The organism is Gracilibacillus sp. Marseille-QA3620 (genome assembly GCF_054950035.1).
On record NZ_CM143102.1, the window covers coordinates 3363265 to 3379828 of the forward strand.

The following is a 16564-nucleotide window of genomic DNA, read 5'->3' on the forward strand; positions in this document are numbered from 1 at the left end:
TTTTAAATTTAATTATTATCTAATTAGATTTTCAATGATTATTTATATTGAACTTAATTCAGTTAAATTGTTTCTAAGTTACATTTCCTTCTTAATGTGTTTACCTTCTTGACTTGTTCTTTTGTTAGTTCTAATTCTTTCATCAGTTGTATTACTACTTCCGATTTTGTTGCGTGAACTAATTTATGAACTTTATCCCGAATTATAATTAGATTATGGTATTTGTCATCTCCTCCTAATTTCTTAGGTATTTTATGATGACAATGTATTTCTCCTATATCTAATTCTTTTTTAGTAATTGCACATTTGCCATTTTGAGCTGAAAATAACGATAGGCGATTATCGTTGTATTCTATACTTTCATACAGGACTGGTGTTTTCATTAAGTAATTAATCTTTTTCTGCAGGTTTGTATTCAAACTTTTGTGAATTAATTTTCGTCCTTCTTCAGTATAGTTACAAGTCTTTCTCGTAAATTGCATTGGTGATTTATGCGAGATTTTAGCTATTGGGATTATAGCAATTTCTCGTATATACCAAATCCCTTTACTTTCTCCGTATTTTCCTTTTATAAATTTGCTCATTTGGCCTTTAGAAGTTCTTATATCTTTGAAACGATTTTTTCTGAATTTAAGAGTAAGGTAATCCACTTTATGGAAGTCTTTACTTGCATGAGTAGCAGTGTTGTAATAATTGTGTAAACCACTTATTGTCGCATTAAATTTACCAATATTCTTTGCAAGTTCATTTGGTTTACCTTTTTGTAGTTCTTTAACAACCGTTTTGACTTTATCAATCGCTTTGTTCAATGCTTTGTCATTCATGTGTGAGATAACCGTATATTTATCCTTACAACTACTTTTGTTATAACTCCATTTAGTTCCTTTTCGAACCACTTTCATTTTGAATCCTAGAAATTCAGAATAGTTCTTTTTAAGGTTTACTATTTTGGACTTTTCTTCACTAACATCAAGCGATAATCTCTCTTTTAGCCATTTTGTTGTGGCTTCTTTGATTATTCTAGCCTCTGTTAGTGTTCGACAAAAGATTTTGAAATCATCTGCATATCGGACGATATGCATCTCTTTCAATTTTGTTTTTTGTAAGGCTTTATTTACCGCTATTGAACAGCTATATTGATGTTTTGTTTTCATCCCATTCCATTGTGAATGTATCCACCAATCGAGTTCATTTAATACAATATTAGAGAGTAATGGCGATAAGATCCCACCTTGCGGTGTGCCTTTATTTGGTTTACCTTCTCCAACAATTTCTGCTTTCAACATTTTAGATATCACTGATATTAGAGATTTATCTCTAATACCTAAATTCCACATTTGCTTCAGCAGTTTTCCATGATTTACATTATCGAAGAAACCTTTTATATCGATATCTACTACATAATGTAAATTATTTCTTTGCATTAAATGATAACATCTCGCCATCGCATGTGTTGTACTTCTATTTGGTCTAAATCCAAATGAATAGTCATAGAATTTAGCTTCACATATAGGTTCCATTACTTGCTTTATACATTGTTGGATGATTCTATCCTCAATTGTCGGTATACCTAAAGGTCTTAATTTACCATTTGCTTTTGGTATCATAACTCTTCTTACTTTATGCGGATGGTAATTCTTAAGCCTTTTTCTTACATACTCCACAATTTCATCTGGACTAAACTTTAATAAGTCTTTGATTGTTTTATTATTACATCCTGCTGTCAGACTCCCACGGTTTGATTTAATTTGTCTATACGCTAACAAGATATTTTCTCGACTTATAATACATTGCATTAAGAACCTGAAGTTTTTACCTTCGCGCGATTCTTTATATAGTCGGTCATATACATCTTGAAAACCATAATATTCATTAAACCTTAGCGAATCCTTTTTCAACTTCTTTTCTTTTGTAATCATTGTCAAAGTCGGTTATTCCTCCTTTGAGATTTATCATTCTCAAAGTGAATTACCTCTCTTAGTCTTACTCGAACCTTTGATTATCTAATTAAAACTTTTAAATCTAAAACTTTGACTTGTGCCTATCCCTCCACCACTTATTATCATGGTTTCTTCGGTACTGTGGCACTACTCTCACTTAGATAAAAATAAGTTATAGCTATAAGCCTTTCCTTATTACCGCTTCACTGAAATTAGGATTTCTCCACGTTCTAAGCTTTCCACGTTCCTATAACTTTATCTGTACATATACTTTTAGGTGCTTCCTTTATGCCTGTTAGCTTGATAGTGCCTGTAACACTATAAGGTATTTCATAAAATAAAGTTTTACTCTACCTCACTAACCCCACATTTATAAGTGGTAATAGCCTTTCGACTACCCAGAACTTTAGACACGTACATTCGGAAGTTCGTCAGTTTCGCTATTTAAACATTCTCACCATGAGTATTTTATAGACCCCCGGCATATCACGAACCATATCTCTTACTCAATACTTTCTTGACGGGTGGGCTCTAGCCACTTTTGTACCAATCACTACTCGTATTTTTCATTTGACTTAGGTTGCTTCTGCCGACTTCACCAAGCTTCATAAGATAAAGTTTCCTAACACTTTATCCCATGTTGGAGTATCAGGGAGTTGGTTTCAAGGCGTTACCCTATCATTCCCAACCTCAAGTTATAAGTTCTCTGCTCTACTACAGAGCATGTCGCTTTTCGGGATGAATCCCTTATGCGAAACGTGTCGCACTAATTTGCTCCTGGTAAACAATAATGCCATAGGTTGGCTCAAGGATATCCTTTAGCACAGGATGCGGATAGGAAACCGTTTCCCTGCCATGTTTCCGCGCAATGAATGCCGGGATATTATCCATCGGGCCAGGCCTGTAAAGGGCATTTACGGCCACCAAGTCGCCGAATTCGGTCGGTTTAAGCTTCTGAAGGACATTTTGCATGCCACCAGATTCAAATTGAAATATACCTGACGTACGGCCTTTTGAGAGCAATTCATAGGTCTTCTCATCATCAAGCGGTAATTGACTCAAATGAATCCTCCGCCCGGTTGACCGCTCAATCTGCCTAAGAATCTGATCCAGCAAGGTTAAATTGCGTAATCCGAGAAAGTCCATCTTCAAAAGCCCAATCTCCTCGAGGTATTCCATCGCAAACTGGGTTAAATACACACCTTCATGCCCAGCCTGAATCGGAATAGTCTCCGTAAGAGGGCGGTCTGTAATCACAACTCCTGCTGCATGGATAGAGGTATGCCTAGGCAGTCCCTCCCACTTTTGGGCCATATCAATGATTCTTTGATGATGCTCCGCTTGCTTCACCCAATCGCGCAGACGCGAGGATTCTGCTAAGGCCTGGCGTATCGTCATCCCTTGGCCGGGAGGGAGCGTTCTGGATAATTGCTCAATCTCCTTCATATTCAGACCAAAGACTCTTCCGGCATCTCTTAGTGCCGCCTTCATACCAAAGGTTCCAAAGGTAATGATTTGTGCAACGTGAAGAGCACCGTACTTCTCTGCCACATAACGAATCATCTCTTCCCGGCGATTATCAGGGAAGTCGATATCAATATCCGGCATCGTAATTCTCTCAGGATTCAGAAAGCGCTCAAAGAGAAGTTCATTCTTTATGGGGTCAACATTCGTGATTCCGAGGCAATAGGACACAATGGACCCGGCAGCAGAGCCCCGTCCTGGTCCTGTCAAAATCCCTGACTTATGCGCATGGTTCATGAAATCCCACACAATAAGGAAATAATCGCTGAATCCCATTTTCGCAATAACAGAAAGCTCATAATTCAACCGGTCTTCATGCTGTTTACTGCGGTCAGGGTAGCGCTTTTCAAGACCGCGATGGCATATTTCCGCCAAATAGACATCTGCTTGCCTGTTATCCGGCACAGGGTACTTCGGCAGGAGCCTTTGATGGAAGTCCATAGTAACGGAGCAGCCTCTCGCAATCCTTACGGCATTCTCCAGAGCATCCGGCTCTGCCCCGTACAGCTCGACCATCTCCTCAACGGAGGCAAGATGCATCGAGTCTTCCTTTGTAATCTCTGTATCTTCCATATCAGCAAGCTTTATATTGTCTTTCAGGCAAGTCAGCCCCTGATAGGCTAAGATATCCCCTTCATCCATATAACGGACTGGACCAGCGGCAACAAACGGAACCCCCGCTTCTTCAGCAAGCCTTTTCACCTTCTCCCAGATTGACCTTTTATTCCGGGGAAGCGAAAGATAAAAACGGCCCTCGCCAAAGATCTGCTTGTATTTATAAACCAGGGCGGCCGCACCTGCATCATCACCTTGTTCCAAAAGTCCTTCAATTTGCCCTTCAGCCCCAGGACTGATTGCTACCAATCCGTTCGCATAGCCTTTCAGCCACCTGTCAGGAAGGCCTTCATTTGCCCTTGTCTGAATCGCGCTCGAGATTTTCATCAAGTTCTTGTAGCCTTGATTATTCAACGCAAGCAGCAAGAGGGGAAAGCTACTTGTCTCCTCCTCATTCATCAGATCACAGGTCAACCCGATAATTGGTTTAATCCCCTGGGCTAAGCATTCTTTATAAAAGGCTGGTGCCGCATACATCACATTGCGGTCTGTAAGAGCAAGGGCTTTGTAGCCTCTATGCTTTGCACCGGCAACCATTTCTTTCACTGACAATGTGCTTTCAAGCAAGCTATAGGCACTATATACATGAAGATGGACAAAAGACATTGGCGTCACATCCTTCTTTCTTAATCAAACTAAATCATCTAAAACGATTCTTCCTCTCTATTATAAGAGTCCTGGAGAAAAAAAGAAAATATGTTCGCATTTTCATTTTGAAAGTTTTTGGACTTCCTCATAATATCCTTTATCTGTCCATATACATGTAACAAAAACAAAAAAGGACGAGTTAGATGGATCAAGCATTTTTACCTGCCTTTATTAACAGCTTCTTCATTTCATTAGGGGTCATCTTAGGCGGGTCATTAATCGGGGGACTCGCCGCCTTCATTACAGGACAGCCTCCATTAACCCATGTGTTCCGCTTATCGGAGGGTTTGAGGATTTGGGCCATCGTCGCGGCCATCGGCGGTACCTTTGATGCCGTTTACTCATTTGAAAGAGGGATATTCCATGGGGAAACAAAGGATATCTTCAAACAGATCCTGCTTATTATTTCAGCCCTCGGCGGTGCGCAGGCTGGTGCCCTGATTATTTCCTGGCTGACCCAGGAGCAAATGCACCCATGAGGATTCCGCCTTATTACCGCAGCCCCCTATGGCAGCGTTTCTTTGCGGGAGCCGCCATAGGCGCTGTCATCAGCTGGGGCCTTTTCTTTTACATGTTCGGAGACCTGCAGGAAAAGCAAGTGCAGCTCATCCAAACACAGCAGGACACCATCAAGGATTTATATGAAGAGGTCGATATTTGGCAGAGCGAATATGAAATACTCAACAAAAAAAATGAAAGCCGCCTGCTTGTTCAGGATGTTTCTATCCGTATCACCAACTATAAGAAATACCGGCTCGACCCGCTCAGCATATTTGAGGTGGAGCAAAGCATCCAAAAGGATTTCGCTTCCTTGATTGGAAAGGATTTAGAAAGCGTCAGCAAAGGCAAGGAGCTGCTCAAACGAGCCATCATCAACAAGGATATTAAGCTAAACAGCCGCCATTACCAGCTGGAAATTAAGGAACTAGTCATCTACACCAATATCGAAATTGAGCTGACAATCAAGCAAATGTAGGGAATCAAAAGAGGCTGGGACATAAGTATTTCAGCCAATGATAAACCCGAAGGATTAGACGATAAAGGAATGAATCTATCGTCTATTCCTTTGGGTCTTCATTTGTTGTTTTCTATGCATAAGTTGATGGTGGCTTTCTACTATTAGTGACTAGTGGAATCGAGCGAAATGCACTCGACTCCTAAGGAAAGCGAGTGCATTTCGCGAAGGAACGGACTTGTATTTCAACTCGTTGTCCCAGCCTCATTTTTTGCATAAAGAAGATAAGGCTACACAAAGATTGCATAGGCGGATATCCTAGTTTCGATTCCTTCCAGCTAATTTGTCCACAAATAAAAAGACTAATCTGAAAGCCTTTTAACATGCTTTCAGATCAGCCTCTGTTTTACTTATCGGCTTGGCAAACCGCTACTAAGTCCGCGATAACTTTGTCCACATCTGCCCAATCATAAATGGTGGCTCCAGATGCGAGCGGGTGCCCTCCGCCATTATACTTTTTGGCAATACCATTGATGACCGGTCCCTTCGAACGAAGGCGCACCCGGATATCGTTATTCTCCTCAATGAAGAATACCCATGCCTTCAAGCCTTTAATACCGCCAAGCGTACTTACCAGAAGGGAAGCCTGTGAGGCATTCACCCCAAAGCGCGCCATGATTTCCTTTGTGATGACCATGGAGCCAACGCCATTTTTATCCATCTTAAAATTCTCAAACACATAGCCATTTAAACGAGCGACGGCCTCATCCACATCATAAATGCCATTATAGAGTGAAGTACGGTCAAAGCCATAATGAATCAGCTCACCTGCATATTGAAAGGTTTTATCCGTTGTACTTGGATAAAGGAATCGTCCGGTATCTCCGACAATGCCAGCATAAAGAAGCCGAGCTGCCTCTTTATTCATGGTTAATCCTTTATCCTTACCGAACATATAAAAATCGTAAATCATCTCGCTGCATGAGCTCGCCGATGTATCCACCCAGACAATATCCCCATATACATCATCATTTGGGTGATGGTCAATCTTAATCAGCTGGTCGCCCATCGTATAGCGCTGGTCACACACCCGCTCCTGATTGGCTGTATCACATACAATGACGAGTGCCTTTTCATAGACGGAATCCGGGATTTGGTCAAGCTCTTTTAAAAACCGGAGGGATTCCTCTTCCTGCCCCACCATATATACATTCTTCTCAGGGAAAGAGGCTTTAATTATTTCCCCTAATCCACATTGAGACCCGTAGGCATCCGGGTCCGGACGCACATGCCTATGTATAATAATCGTCTCATATTGTTTAATTGCATCAAGTATGCGTTCTTTCATTCTCGATTCTCCTTTAATGAGTCTTCCTACTCTTTATTAAAACAAAAATCAGACCCTTATGGAAGGTCGTTCCATATTGGTCATTTTATTCTATTTCTTGTACAATATAGACATACTATTCTAACGGAGGCCAGCTCATGCCTATACTAGTTTTCTTGATTGTGACATCCCTGTCCTTTTATATTTACTATAAAGCGAAAACGTACCGGACGCATCATCCGATGCAGCGTGCATGCCTGAAAGGAAAGTCATCCATGACCCTCGGCTTTTTCGTACTGACATTCGGAATCAATCAATTATTTCTATATCAAACGACCATCACTTATTTTATAGCAGGAATCTTCATCATCATGGGGGCACTAAGCCTATATGGCGGATTTAAAATGTACCGCCACTTTGCTCCGCTGGCAGAGGATGAATTCCACGCCATGTCTAAATAAGAGACAGCCTTGCTAGCAAAAATGCCTTAACCAAGGAATACCTTTCTAATGGTTAAGGCATTTTTTAATCCAGCAATCTCATCAGCGCTCGAGCAATTGGCACATGATCATGGCTTTCCCGACCAATTTCCCCTCATTGAACACATCAATCTCTACTTTCCCGAATTTACGGCCGACCTCGAGAATCTTCGGGGCAATCTTTAGAATACTTTCCAGCTGAACAGGCTTAAGGAAATAAACGGTCATATTTTCAACAACCAGCTCACCCCTCTTATAGCCGCGAAGTGCACGATTTGCCGCCTCAATGACAAGAGCCGTAAAGACACCGTACGAAATGGTTCCTAAATGATTTGTCATTTGCGGAGTCACTTCGCATTCATAAGCATCCTCCTCTTGAACGACATTCATCTGATTAGCTATGACATCATCAATTGTTTCACCTACCTGCGGCTGTCGCTGACTCATTTGAAGAGCCTTCAGGACATCCTGACGGCTGATGATCCCAATCAGGATATTACGGTTATCCACAACAGGCAGGAGCTCAATTCCTTCCCATACCATCATATGGGCAGCACTCGCAACACTTGTCTTTTCTCCAGTAAAAATCGGATTTTTCGTCATGACTTTTTCAATGGCCGTTTCTGATGCCATCCCTAGAATATCACGAGACGTAACCATCCCTTGGAGCCTCATATTCTCATCAACGACCGGGAAACGGCTGTGCTTTGTCTTCCGATTAAGCTCTGTCCAGTCCTCAATCGTATTTCCGACTCGCAGCACCTCGGTCCGGTCAGCAGGAATAAGAATGTCTTCCACAAGCAGGATTTCCTTCTTAATCAATTGGTCATAGATAGCCCGGTTGATCATCGTTGCTACCGTAAACGTATCATAAGAGGTAGAGATAACCGGCATTTGCAATTCATCGGCCAGTCTCTTAATGGAATCCACCGTATCAAATCCGCCCGTGATCAGGACGGCCGCCCCTGCCTTCAAGGCAAGCTCATGCGCCTGGACCCGGTTTCCGACAATGAGAAGGTTCCCTGCTTCTGTGTAACGCATCATCGCATCAAGCTCCATCGCTCCGATGACAAACTTATTTAATGTTTTGTGGAGACCTGACCTTCCTCCGAGAACTTGTCCATCCACAATATTAACCACTTCTGCAAACGTCAGCTTCTCAATATTCTCTTTCTTCTTCCGCTCAATTCGAATGGTTCCCACACGTTCAATCGTGCTCACATACCCTTTCGTCTCTGCATCCTTGATGGCACGGTAAGCCGTTCCCTCACTAACCATGAGCGCCTTTGCAATCTGACGGACGGAAATCTTCTGGCCAATCGGAAGTTCATCAATATAATGTAATATTTGTTCATGCTTAGTAGCCAAACTATTCACCCTTTTTCGTTATCCATTATTCTTCATTATAATGGGAAAAGGGTGATTCTATCAAACAGCCCTTTTTTTATACACCTTTTTGCCTTACCTTAGCCGCTCCTGCAGCCTTAGAGGATTCCCTTCTGCCGGCTTTTCCATACAGAATACCGGACAGATTGCCAGCAAGGACACAAAAGGCAAGCGCCATCCACGCAGCAGAGAATAAAATTTCCTCCCTTGTCCCCTCAAAGGTTAAATGAGGTAATGACCACATTAGCATCACAAAGGCAGCAACAAAACAAAATCCATACCTTTTCTTCATCGAAAATCCCTCCTATACGAGTAATATATGAGAGATTTCCAAAAAAAGAAGCACGGCTCCCTTGATTTGCCGGGTGCTATGCTTCTTGCTGTTCCTTATAGTTCCACCGAATCCCCAGGAGCCATCACATTTACGACACCCTTCTCACACAGGGCAGCGAAATGATGCGGGTCCTGCTTAATTGGCGGGAAAGTATCATAGTGAATCGGAACGGCCTGTTTCGGATGCAGGAATTCAACTGCAAGCGCCGCATCCTCCGGTCCCATCGTGAAATTATCCCCAATCGGAATAAAGGCAAGGTCGATTGGATGCCGATCACCAATCAACTTCATATCAGAGAATAATCCCGTATCCCCGGCATGGAAGACCGTCTTGCCATCAATCGTTACGAGAATCCCGGCCGGCATACCGCCATAAATCATTTGACCGTTCTCTTCAAAACCAGTTCCATGGAAGGCTTGAGTAAGCTTCACGCGCCCAAACTCAAAATCATATGCGCCCCCGATGGACATCCCATGCGTTTTCACGCCCTTCCAACCTAAATATGTACTCATCTCAAAGTTGCAGATAACAAGGGCATCATGCTTTTTTGCGAGCTCAATCGTATCCCCGACATGATCACTATGCCCATGTGTCAATAAAATGAAGTCCGGGCTGACATCCTCGACCTTTAAATCTGTCAGCTCATTGCCCGTAATAAATGGATCAATTAAGATTTGATGCTTGTCTGTCTCAATTTTGACAACGGAATGGCCATGGTAAGAAACCTTCAAGATTCATCTCTCCTTTTCTTCAATATTGGATATAAATACCCGCATTTTTTTATTTTCTAACAATTTACTTTCTTTGATTTAATTGATAACCTACTATACATATCACTAGAGTACAGGAGGCAGTTTAAATGAGCAACTTAAAATTACTAGCTGATTGGCTAAAGGAAAAACAAGCTGATGCAGCATTTATCACATCTACCGAGAATGTTTTCTATTTAAGCGGCTTTCACAGCGATCCACATGAGCGCCTGCTTGCCGTTCTTGCCTTCCCGACAGATGAGCCAATCTTGATTTGCCCGCAAATGGAGGTTCCTGACGCGAAACAAGCAGGCTGGTCATATGAAATTGTCGGAATTTTGGATACCCAGAATCCGTGGGAACGTATCCAGGAAGTATTGAAAAAACGCAATGTCTCCATTCAAACACTCGCGGTTGAGAAGGAACATTTAACAATGGAGCGCCTAGAGGGGCTCAATGCCATTCTTGGCCAACCTTCATACATATCCGCCGAAGAAAAAATGCGCCAATTACGAATGGTCAAAAGCGAAAGCGAACTTGCAATCATTAAAGAAGCTTGCCGTCTTGCTGATTACGCCGTAAAAATCGGAACAGAAGAAATTGCAGAAGGCAAAACAGAAATGGAAATTCTCGCTGCCCTTGAATACCAATTGAAAAAAGAAGGCGTCTCTGAGATGTCATTTGCAACGATGGTATTAACAGGTGAGAATGCTGCTTCACCGCATGGTGTTCCAGGCCAAACAAAAGTGAAAAAAGGGGATCTTGTCCTTTTTGACCTTGGTGTTGTTGTCGATGGCTATTGCTCAGACATTACCCGTACGGTTGCCTATGGTCAAATTTCTGATGAGCAAAGAGAGATTTATGAGACGGTCTTAGAAGCCCAAAAAGCAGCTGTTGCTGCATGCCGCCCAGGTGTCACTTGTGCGGAAGTTGACTTGACCGCTCGTAATATCATACGTGGAAAGGGCTATGGGGATTACTTCCCTCACCGCCTAGGACATGGACTTGGCATCAGCGTACACGAATACCCATCCTTGACTGAGATCAATGAGCTGAAATTGGAAAAAGGCATGGTATTCACGATAGAACCCGGCATCTATGTCCCTAATAAAGCCGGCGTCCGCATCGAGGATGACCTTTATGTAACTGAAAATGGTGTGGAGATTCTAACGAAATTCCCGAAAGAATTAGTGACACTTTAATGAATAATCGTAAGAAGCGGAGGGGCTCCCCTCCTGCTTTTTAATGGGTTTTTATCTTATGCTCTTTGATATATCTCCTACATATTCTTCTCCACCAAACATTCTGGAGGCCCTTTTCTCTTGCAATATCTCATAGGGTTCTTCCCACTTTGTGTATTTCTTATTCCATGGATTATCCTTCTTCGTAACAATCGTTTTTAATCAATCCGAACATACTTGTTTTTTCATATCCCTCGAACGGGATAAATTCTTCTTCGTCCTTATCTCCTAATCCACTACCTTTTTCCATTGTGCAATAGAAGTCCGCCTTCTAACTCATTCATATAAACTACATCGTCTAATTTCATTGCTATTCATCCCCTTCTTCATTTTCTTTATTATAAATTCGTTAAATTATATATTGATTCAAAAAATAGGGGGAAAACTTCAAAAATCCTATAAGTCTTCAAGATACATTTTTAAAAAAAAGAAAGAGCCAGTCATAATGACTGGCTCTAACTACAATGATTCTCTATCTTGTTCATTATCCATTTCTTAATTTTGAACTCTATTAAGTACTAACTGAAATCCTATCCTTGTTTCTGATGCACCACATATGAATAGAGATTTTACCCTTTCATTTTGAATCGTCTCATAAGTAATATTCCTACTGCTGCCATAATCATAATACCAAATGCAGTTAATATCCTATATGAAACATCACCTGTTTTGGGATTACCAGTTATTTTTTCGTAGAAACTAGAAACATTGTTGGTATCTGATTTTATAACCGTCGAATCACCTGATTGGCTACTTGATGAATCAGGTTTACCTCCTGATGATTCGGTTGTACTTTCTGATGAATCAGTTGCTTCTTCTGAAGAATCAGTTTTATCTTCTGATGAATCAGTCGTTTCTTCTGATACCATTGATTTTTTATTCTCAAAGGTCAATTCAACATATAGATTATCATCATTAATTGTGACTTCCTTGTTTTGTTTGAGCAGAACATAGCCTTCTGGGGCTTTTGTTTCTTTCAATTCGTAAGTACCAAATGGCAGGTCATCGAACTTCAGGATTCCATTTTCATCTGTCACGCCGGTTTTGATGACTTTTCCATCTTGTGAAAGCGTGAATTCCGCTCCTGCTAGTTTTTCTTGCGTATCTTTATCGATTTTGGTGATTTCTATGGAGCCAGTCTTCTCTTCTGGTTCTGGTGTTACTGCTTTATCCTCGAACGTAATCTGGATATGTTGGTTTTCACCCTCGCCAATAGTAATAGTTTTGACTTCACCATTTGTCTCATAGCCTTCTGGGGCTTTTGTCTCTTTCAATTCGTAAGTACCAAATGGCAGGTCTTCAAATTTCACAATCCCTTTTTCATTGGTCGTGCCTGTTTTGATGACTTTTCCATCTTGTGAAAGTGTGAATTCAGCCCCGGCCAGCTTTTCTTGCGTATCTTTATCTATTTTTGTGATTTCTATGGAGCCAGTCTTCTCTTCTGGTGTTGGTGTTACTGCTTTATCCTCGAAAGTGATCTGGATGTGTTGGTTTTCACCCTCGCCAATAGTGATAGTTTTGACTTCATTATTTGCTTCATAACCTTCCGGTGCCTTTGTTTCTTTCAATTCGTAAGTACCAAATGGCAAGTCATCGAATTTCACGATACCATTTTCATCTGTCACGCCGGTTTTGATGACTTTTCCATTTTGTGAAAGTGTGAATTCCGCTCCTGCTAGTTTTTCTTGCGTATCTTTATCGATTTTGGTGATTTCTATGGAGCCAGTCTTCACTTCTGGTGTTGGTGTTACTGCTTTATCCTCGAAAGTGATTTGAATGAGTTGGCTTTCACCCTCACCAATTGTGATAGACTTAACTTCATTATTAGTCTCATAACCTTCCGGTGCCTTTGTTTCTTTCAATTCGTAGGTACCAAACGGCAGGTCCTCGAATTTCAGGAATCCATTGTCATTCGTCGTACCTGTTTTGATCACTTCCCCATCTTGAGAAAGCGTAAATTCAGCTCCGGATAGTTGCTCTCCCGTATCCGCATCTATTTTGGTTATTTCTATAGAACCGGTCTTTACTTCTGGTTCCGGTGTTACTGCTTTGTTTTTAATTGTGAGCTGGGTATCCGGGTTTTCTCCCTCACCAACTGTGATAGACTTAACTTCATTATTTGCTTCGTAACCCTCTGGTGCCTTTGTTTCTTTCAATTCGTAGGTACCAAACGGCAGGTCCTCGAATTTCAGGAATCCATTGTCATTCGTCGTACCTGTTTTGATCACTTCCCCATCTTGAGAAAGCGTAAATTCAGCTCCGGATAGTTGCTCTCCCGTATCCGCATCTATTTTGGTTATTTCTATGGAACCATAGCTTGTTTCAGTATCTTCTAAAGGAAGTTTGGCATTAAAAAGATAATTGTGTAATTCAAAGCCGCCATTCATTGAATTGATGAAATCTTTAACAATTAAATTACCATTAATTTGACCACTTCCGCTAGGTGTAAAGGTAGCATCCGGGGCCAGTATAGCACCAATCATTGAGAAACCTTGAAGTTGTAACTCTTGCAACTCTGTGAAATTCCATAATATCCTACTACCAGCTGAGGATGGTGCAGTCTGACCATTTAAAAATATGGAGTAATCCCCCATTTTCAAACTACTTCCTTTTACATTGATTAAAACAGTTGAAGATTCAGGAACTACTAGGTTAAGCCCCCATAATTCCCCGTAAGAAAGTTGTTCTGTTGTTAGTTCAAAGATATTTAAATCATTGTCATGACCTGTTAAAGTCAGGGTGGTATTTACTTTTTCAACCTCTCCGTTAGAGGTTAGCTGTGACCATTTCTGTGATTTATACTTTAAATCGTTATAAACCGAATTAAAATCAATTACATCTTCTTTAAAAGGATTTCCTTCTACTCTATTGTTATTGGTCATTGTATACTCTACTACAACACCATCCGTACCAATGGCTGTATTTCCTTTGAAATTGGAACCTCCTGTGGCACTTAACTTTTTACCAACAATTAAATCATACCGATCTTTCGATTCTACTAATTGATTGCTGCTCCCTATACTATAATTGCTATACTTCGCTTCATTCCCCACCGCTACTCTTCCTTCTGAATCGGAACTTTGGTGCGTATGGTTATTGAAGACAAAAATATTAAAGTCTTTAGCAACTCCTAAATCTGCCAAACTCGCTGCTGTAGCTTGTTTAGTGGAGATAGGTAGCCAAGAGATGAAAAAAGATAAAATAATTGAATAGATTAAAAACTTCTTCATTCTACAGTCTCCTTTATCAGCTATTTGTCCTTATTGCCTCAACCATTATTGAGGAGAAATAATATTCTAAATTATTTCAATATATTTAAATGTTAATTAACAATTGCTTTAAAAGTCAATTTATAAAATAAAAAAATCTCCAAATAAATATTTTAATATAAATTTAAACCTTTGGTTACAAACCTGAAGAGGGTGCTACTATACTAACAAATCAAAAAAGCACAATTTTAAGATGAATTATTATAAAAAACAATAAAAGCCAATCACATAGTGACTGGCTTTTATCGTTTCATTTAATTGCAAACCTTAATTGATTCAATCTACATAACCTCTCCTCATTAAATCTTATTTCTAGAACTTACAAAATATCAAACCCGAAATAAACGGAGTCAAAAAATTTACGGTTCACTATCTAGAGAAATTTGATCCTATGAAAAGTTCTAACAGGGACGAATTAAATCATGTGTTTTGTTAATATTTAAATATAATATTAACCCTTTGCATCATTCCTACACTTTGTCCCGCCTTTCTCAATCTTCATCTATCAAAGATTCGGTTAAAACATAAAACTCTCAGTGACTCATCAAGGTTCTTCATCTGTGTTCTTATGACAAAACCATCTAAAATTCCATAACTTAATGTAATGTTCACTATATTTCCATATAATATTGCCACTATTCGAAATGTTTTATAGTATAATAGATATATAATAAAAGGAGGAGATTAATATGGCGTTATCCTATAATAATATCCTTGTTGCAGTTGATGGTTCCCAGGAGGCCGAATGGGCATTCAAAAAATCCATCGACATCGCTAAGCGTAACCATGCCACACTTGTTTTGACACATGTGGTGGACAATCGTACTTTTGCAGCGGTTGAGGCCTACAGTATCTCAATCACTGAAAGTGCTGAGCAATATGCAAAAGACCTTTTAGAAGAGTACAAAAAAACAGCCTTGGATGCAGGCGTCGAAAAAGTAGAAATTTGCATCGAATTTGGTTCTCCTAAGGTGAAAATTCCTAAGGACATTTCGAAGAAACATAATATTGATTTGATTGTCTGCGGTGCTACAGGTCTGAATGCAGTCGAACGTTTCTTCATCGGCTCTGTTTCTGAGCATATCATCCGTTATGCGAGCTGCGACGTAATTGTCGTTCGCTCTGATGAAAAAGACAGCAAATAACCAAAAAATTCCAGCATACACGAGCTGACCCAAAACCCATTCAGCGGGCTTTTGGGTCGGCTTTTTCATTTGGCATTACATCGCACAAGATCAATGAGCAGTGCGATAATAGAGCTGATTACCTACAATAAAGAAGAGCCTTACTACGTCTGATAGGCAGTAAGGCTCTTAAAAGTTAGTTGAATTGATTGGAACAAGAAGAATTATGTTGAGATGTTATCAGCTGTCCGCTAGCTCGTTCACAAGCATCTGAACAGTTTAATAAATGTTCCTGCTGTATAGAAGATCTATAAGCACTGATTAGTATATGTTCCAGAAAACACGTCCTAATAATCTAACTGTCTTAAGCTCAACAATAATCCTTCATCGGTCATCTTTTTCACTTTATATAATTTTAACTTTTGGTCGATTTTTTTATTTGTTTTATCTCCATTGCTGAATAAATCTCTTCCTATATCTAAAGCATAAATGAGAAGCGTAATGGCACCACCTCCACCTAGTTCAACCCCTAGACGCTCGTTCTCCGTTAAATGTGTATCCATTATCCTTTTGACCTCTTTGAAGTAGTCGCCTTTAATGAGTATATAATCAAATTTCTCCTCTAATCCAGCTAATAATTCTTTAGGATTATATGCCTCATATGTAGTAAAAAGATTCATGTCCATCTCCCTTTATTCATTCAGGTATCTTCCTTGTATTTAACAAAGACATTTATAAGCAACATCAAATAACAAAAAATCAATATAGCTAATTCCATTTCATCGCTCTGGGCGAATATGATTACAAATTCACACAAGAGCAAAAGGTCATAACCATAATGCACGCATCCATAGTCCCCCATCATTGGTTATAACGAATTCTCCTCTTTTTCTATATATTTCGACAAAAAACATCATATTCCTGCTATGATTAATACATACACTTTCTAGTTTACTATGATAAAAGTACCAGC

At 40.2% G+C, this 16564-nt stretch carries 13 protein-coding genes; 5 read left to right on the forward strand and 8 right to left on the reverse strand.

What is annotated here, in order from left to right; genetic code table 11:
- Window positions 1–62: 62 nt before the first annotated feature.
- Both ltrA and dnaE read right to left on the reverse strand, forming a co-directional pair.
- Window positions 63–1919 carry a group II intron reverse transcriptase/maturase gene (gene ltrA / locus ACY8DX_RS16905; protein ID WP_462406965.1) on the reverse strand — a complete coding sequence of 619 codons (1857 nt, stop codon included), beginning with the start codon at window positions 1917–1919 and terminating at the stop codon, window positions 63–65.
- A gap of 768 nt (window positions 1920–2687) precedes the next feature.
- Window positions 2688–4685 carry a DNA polymerase III subunit alpha gene (gene dnaE / locus ACY8DX_RS16910; protein ID WP_462405646.1) on the reverse strand — a complete coding sequence of 666 codons (1998 nt, stop codon included), beginning with the start codon at window positions 4683–4685 and terminating at the stop codon, window positions 2688–2690.
- A 185-nt stretch (window positions 4686–4870) separates the two neighbouring features.
- On the opposite strand from dnaE, the gene ytrH reads away from it, so the two are divergent.
- A complete protein-coding gene (gene ytrH, locus ACY8DX_RS16915) occupies window positions 4871–5206 on the forward strand; it encodes a sporulation membrane protein YtrH (protein WP_049669888.1) in 336 nt (111 codons plus the stop codon).
- Window positions 5203–5703 carry a sporulation membrane protein YtrI gene (gene ytrI / locus ACY8DX_RS16920; protein ID WP_049669887.1) on the forward strand — a complete coding sequence of 167 codons (501 nt, stop codon included), beginning with the start codon at window positions 5203–5205 and terminating at the stop codon, window positions 5701–5703. The genes ytrH and ytrI overlap by 4 nt, the downstream gene beginning before the upstream one ends.
- 385 nt (window positions 5704–6088) lie before the next feature.
- Here the strand turns inward: ytrI and ACY8DX_RS16925 are convergent, their stop codons facing one another.
- On the reverse strand, window positions 6089–7030 hold the full coding sequence (locus tag ACY8DX_RS16925) for a DHH family phosphoesterase (protein WP_049669886.1): 942 nt from the start codon (window positions 7028–7030) through the stop codon (window positions 6089–6091).
- 137 nt (window positions 7031–7167) lie between these two features.
- Here ACY8DX_RS16925 and ACY8DX_RS16930 point away from each other — a divergent pair, with 137 nt between their 5' ends.
- The gene (locus ACY8DX_RS16930) at window positions 7168–7470 is read left to right on the forward strand and encodes a YtpI family protein (protein WP_049669885.1); all 303 of its coding nucleotides are present in this window, start codon (window positions 7168–7170) and stop codon (window positions 7468–7470) included.
- A gap of 81 nt (window positions 7471–7551) precedes the next feature.
- On the opposite strand, the gene ACY8DX_RS16935 is transcribed toward ACY8DX_RS16930, so the two are convergent.
- From ACY8DX_RS16935 to ACY8DX_RS16945, 3 genes are all read right to left on the reverse strand, one after another.
- A complete protein-coding gene (locus tag ACY8DX_RS16935) occupies window positions 7552–8856 on the reverse strand; it encodes a CBS domain-containing protein (protein ID WP_049669884.1) in 1305 nt (434 codons plus the stop codon).
- A gap of 76 nt (window positions 8857–8932) precedes the next feature.
- Window positions 8933–9166 carry a hypothetical protein gene (locus ACY8DX_RS16940; protein ID WP_049669883.1) on the reverse strand — a complete coding sequence of 78 codons (234 nt, stop codon included), beginning with the start codon at window positions 9164–9166 and terminating at the stop codon, window positions 8933–8935.
- A 95-nt stretch (window positions 9167–9261) separates the two neighbouring features.
- Window positions 9262–9939 (reverse strand): metal-dependent hydrolase, encoded by a 678-nt coding sequence (locus ACY8DX_RS16945; protein WP_462405647.1) that lies wholly within the window; start codon window positions 9937–9939, stop codon window positions 9262–9264.
- Window positions 9940–10067: 128 nt separating this feature from the next.
- Here ACY8DX_RS16945 and ACY8DX_RS16950 point away from each other — a divergent pair, with 128 nt between their 5' ends.
- The gene (locus tag ACY8DX_RS16950; RefSeq protein WP_049669881.1) at window positions 10068–11159 is read left to right on the forward strand and encodes a M24 family metallopeptidase; all 1092 of its coding nucleotides are present in this window, start codon (window positions 10068–10070) and stop codon (window positions 11157–11159) included.
- Between the two features lie 608 nt (window positions 11160–11767).
- Here the strand turns inward: ACY8DX_RS16950 and ACY8DX_RS16955 are convergent.
- Window positions 11768–14428 (reverse strand): SpaA isopeptide-forming pilin-related protein, encoded by a 2661-nt coding sequence (locus ACY8DX_RS16955; RefSeq protein WP_462405648.1) that lies wholly within the window; start codon window positions 14426–14428, stop codon window positions 11768–11770.
- 728 nt (window positions 14429–15156) lie between these two features.
- Between ACY8DX_RS16955 and ACY8DX_RS16960 the strand changes: the two genes are divergently transcribed.
- The gene (locus ACY8DX_RS16960; protein WP_049669879.1) at window positions 15157–15612 is read left to right on the forward strand and encodes a universal stress protein; all 456 of its coding nucleotides are present in this window, start codon (window positions 15157–15159) and stop codon (window positions 15610–15612) included.
- A gap of 326 nt (window positions 15613–15938) precedes the next feature.
- Here ACY8DX_RS16960 and ACY8DX_RS16965 read toward each other — a convergent pair whose 3' ends face one another.
- A complete protein-coding gene (locus ACY8DX_RS16965) occupies window positions 15939–16271 on the reverse strand; it encodes a hypothetical protein (RefSeq protein ID WP_462405649.1) in 333 nt (110 codons plus the stop codon).
- Window positions 16272–16564 lie beyond the last annotated feature (293 nt).

What these genes read in the sequence shown, in the direction of transcription:
- ACY8DX_RS16925 (WP_049669886.1), bottom strand. Translation starts at nt 7,030, where the DNA reads ATGAAAGAACGCATACTTGATGCAATTAAACAATATGAGACGATTATT.
- ACY8DX_RS16930 (WP_049669885.1), top strand. Translation starts at nt 7,168, where the DNA reads ATGCCTATACTAGTTTTCTTGATTGTGACATCCCTGTCCTTTTATATT.
- ACY8DX_RS16955 (WP_462405648.1), bottom strand. Translation starts at nt 14,428, where the DNA reads ATGAAGAAGTTTTTAATCTATTCAATTATTTTATCTTTTTTCATCTCT.
- ltrA (WP_462406965.1), bottom strand. Translation starts at nt 1,919, where the DNA reads ATGATTACAAAAGAAAAGAAGTTGAAAAAGGATTCGCTAAGGTTTAAT.
- ACY8DX_RS16960 (WP_049669879.1), top strand. Translation starts at nt 15,157, where the DNA reads ATGGCGTTATCCTATAATAATATCCTTGTTGCAGTTGATGGTTCCCAG.
- ACY8DX_RS16950 (WP_049669881.1), top strand. Translation starts at nt 10,068, where the DNA reads ATGAGCAACTTAAAATTACTAGCTGATTGGCTAAAGGAAAAACAAGCT.
- ACY8DX_RS16965 (WP_462405649.1), bottom strand. Translation starts at nt 16,271, where the DNA reads ATGAATCTTTTTACTACATATGAGGCATATAATCCTAAAGAATTATTA.
- ytrI (WP_049669887.1), top strand. Translation starts at nt 5,203, where the DNA reads ATGAGGATTCCGCCTTATTACCGCAGCCCCCTATGGCAGCGTTTCTTT.
- ytrH (WP_049669888.1), top strand. Translation starts at nt 4,871, where the DNA reads ATGGATCAAGCATTTTTACCTGCCTTTATTAACAGCTTCTTCATTTCA.
- ACY8DX_RS16940 (WP_049669883.1), bottom strand. Translation starts at nt 9,166, where the DNA reads ATGAAGAAAAGGTATGGATTTTGTTTTGTTGCTGCCTTTGTGATGCTA.
- dnaE (WP_462405646.1), bottom strand. Translation starts at nt 4,685, where the DNA reads ATGTCTTTTGTCCATCTTCATGTATATAGTGCCTATAGCTTGCTTGAA.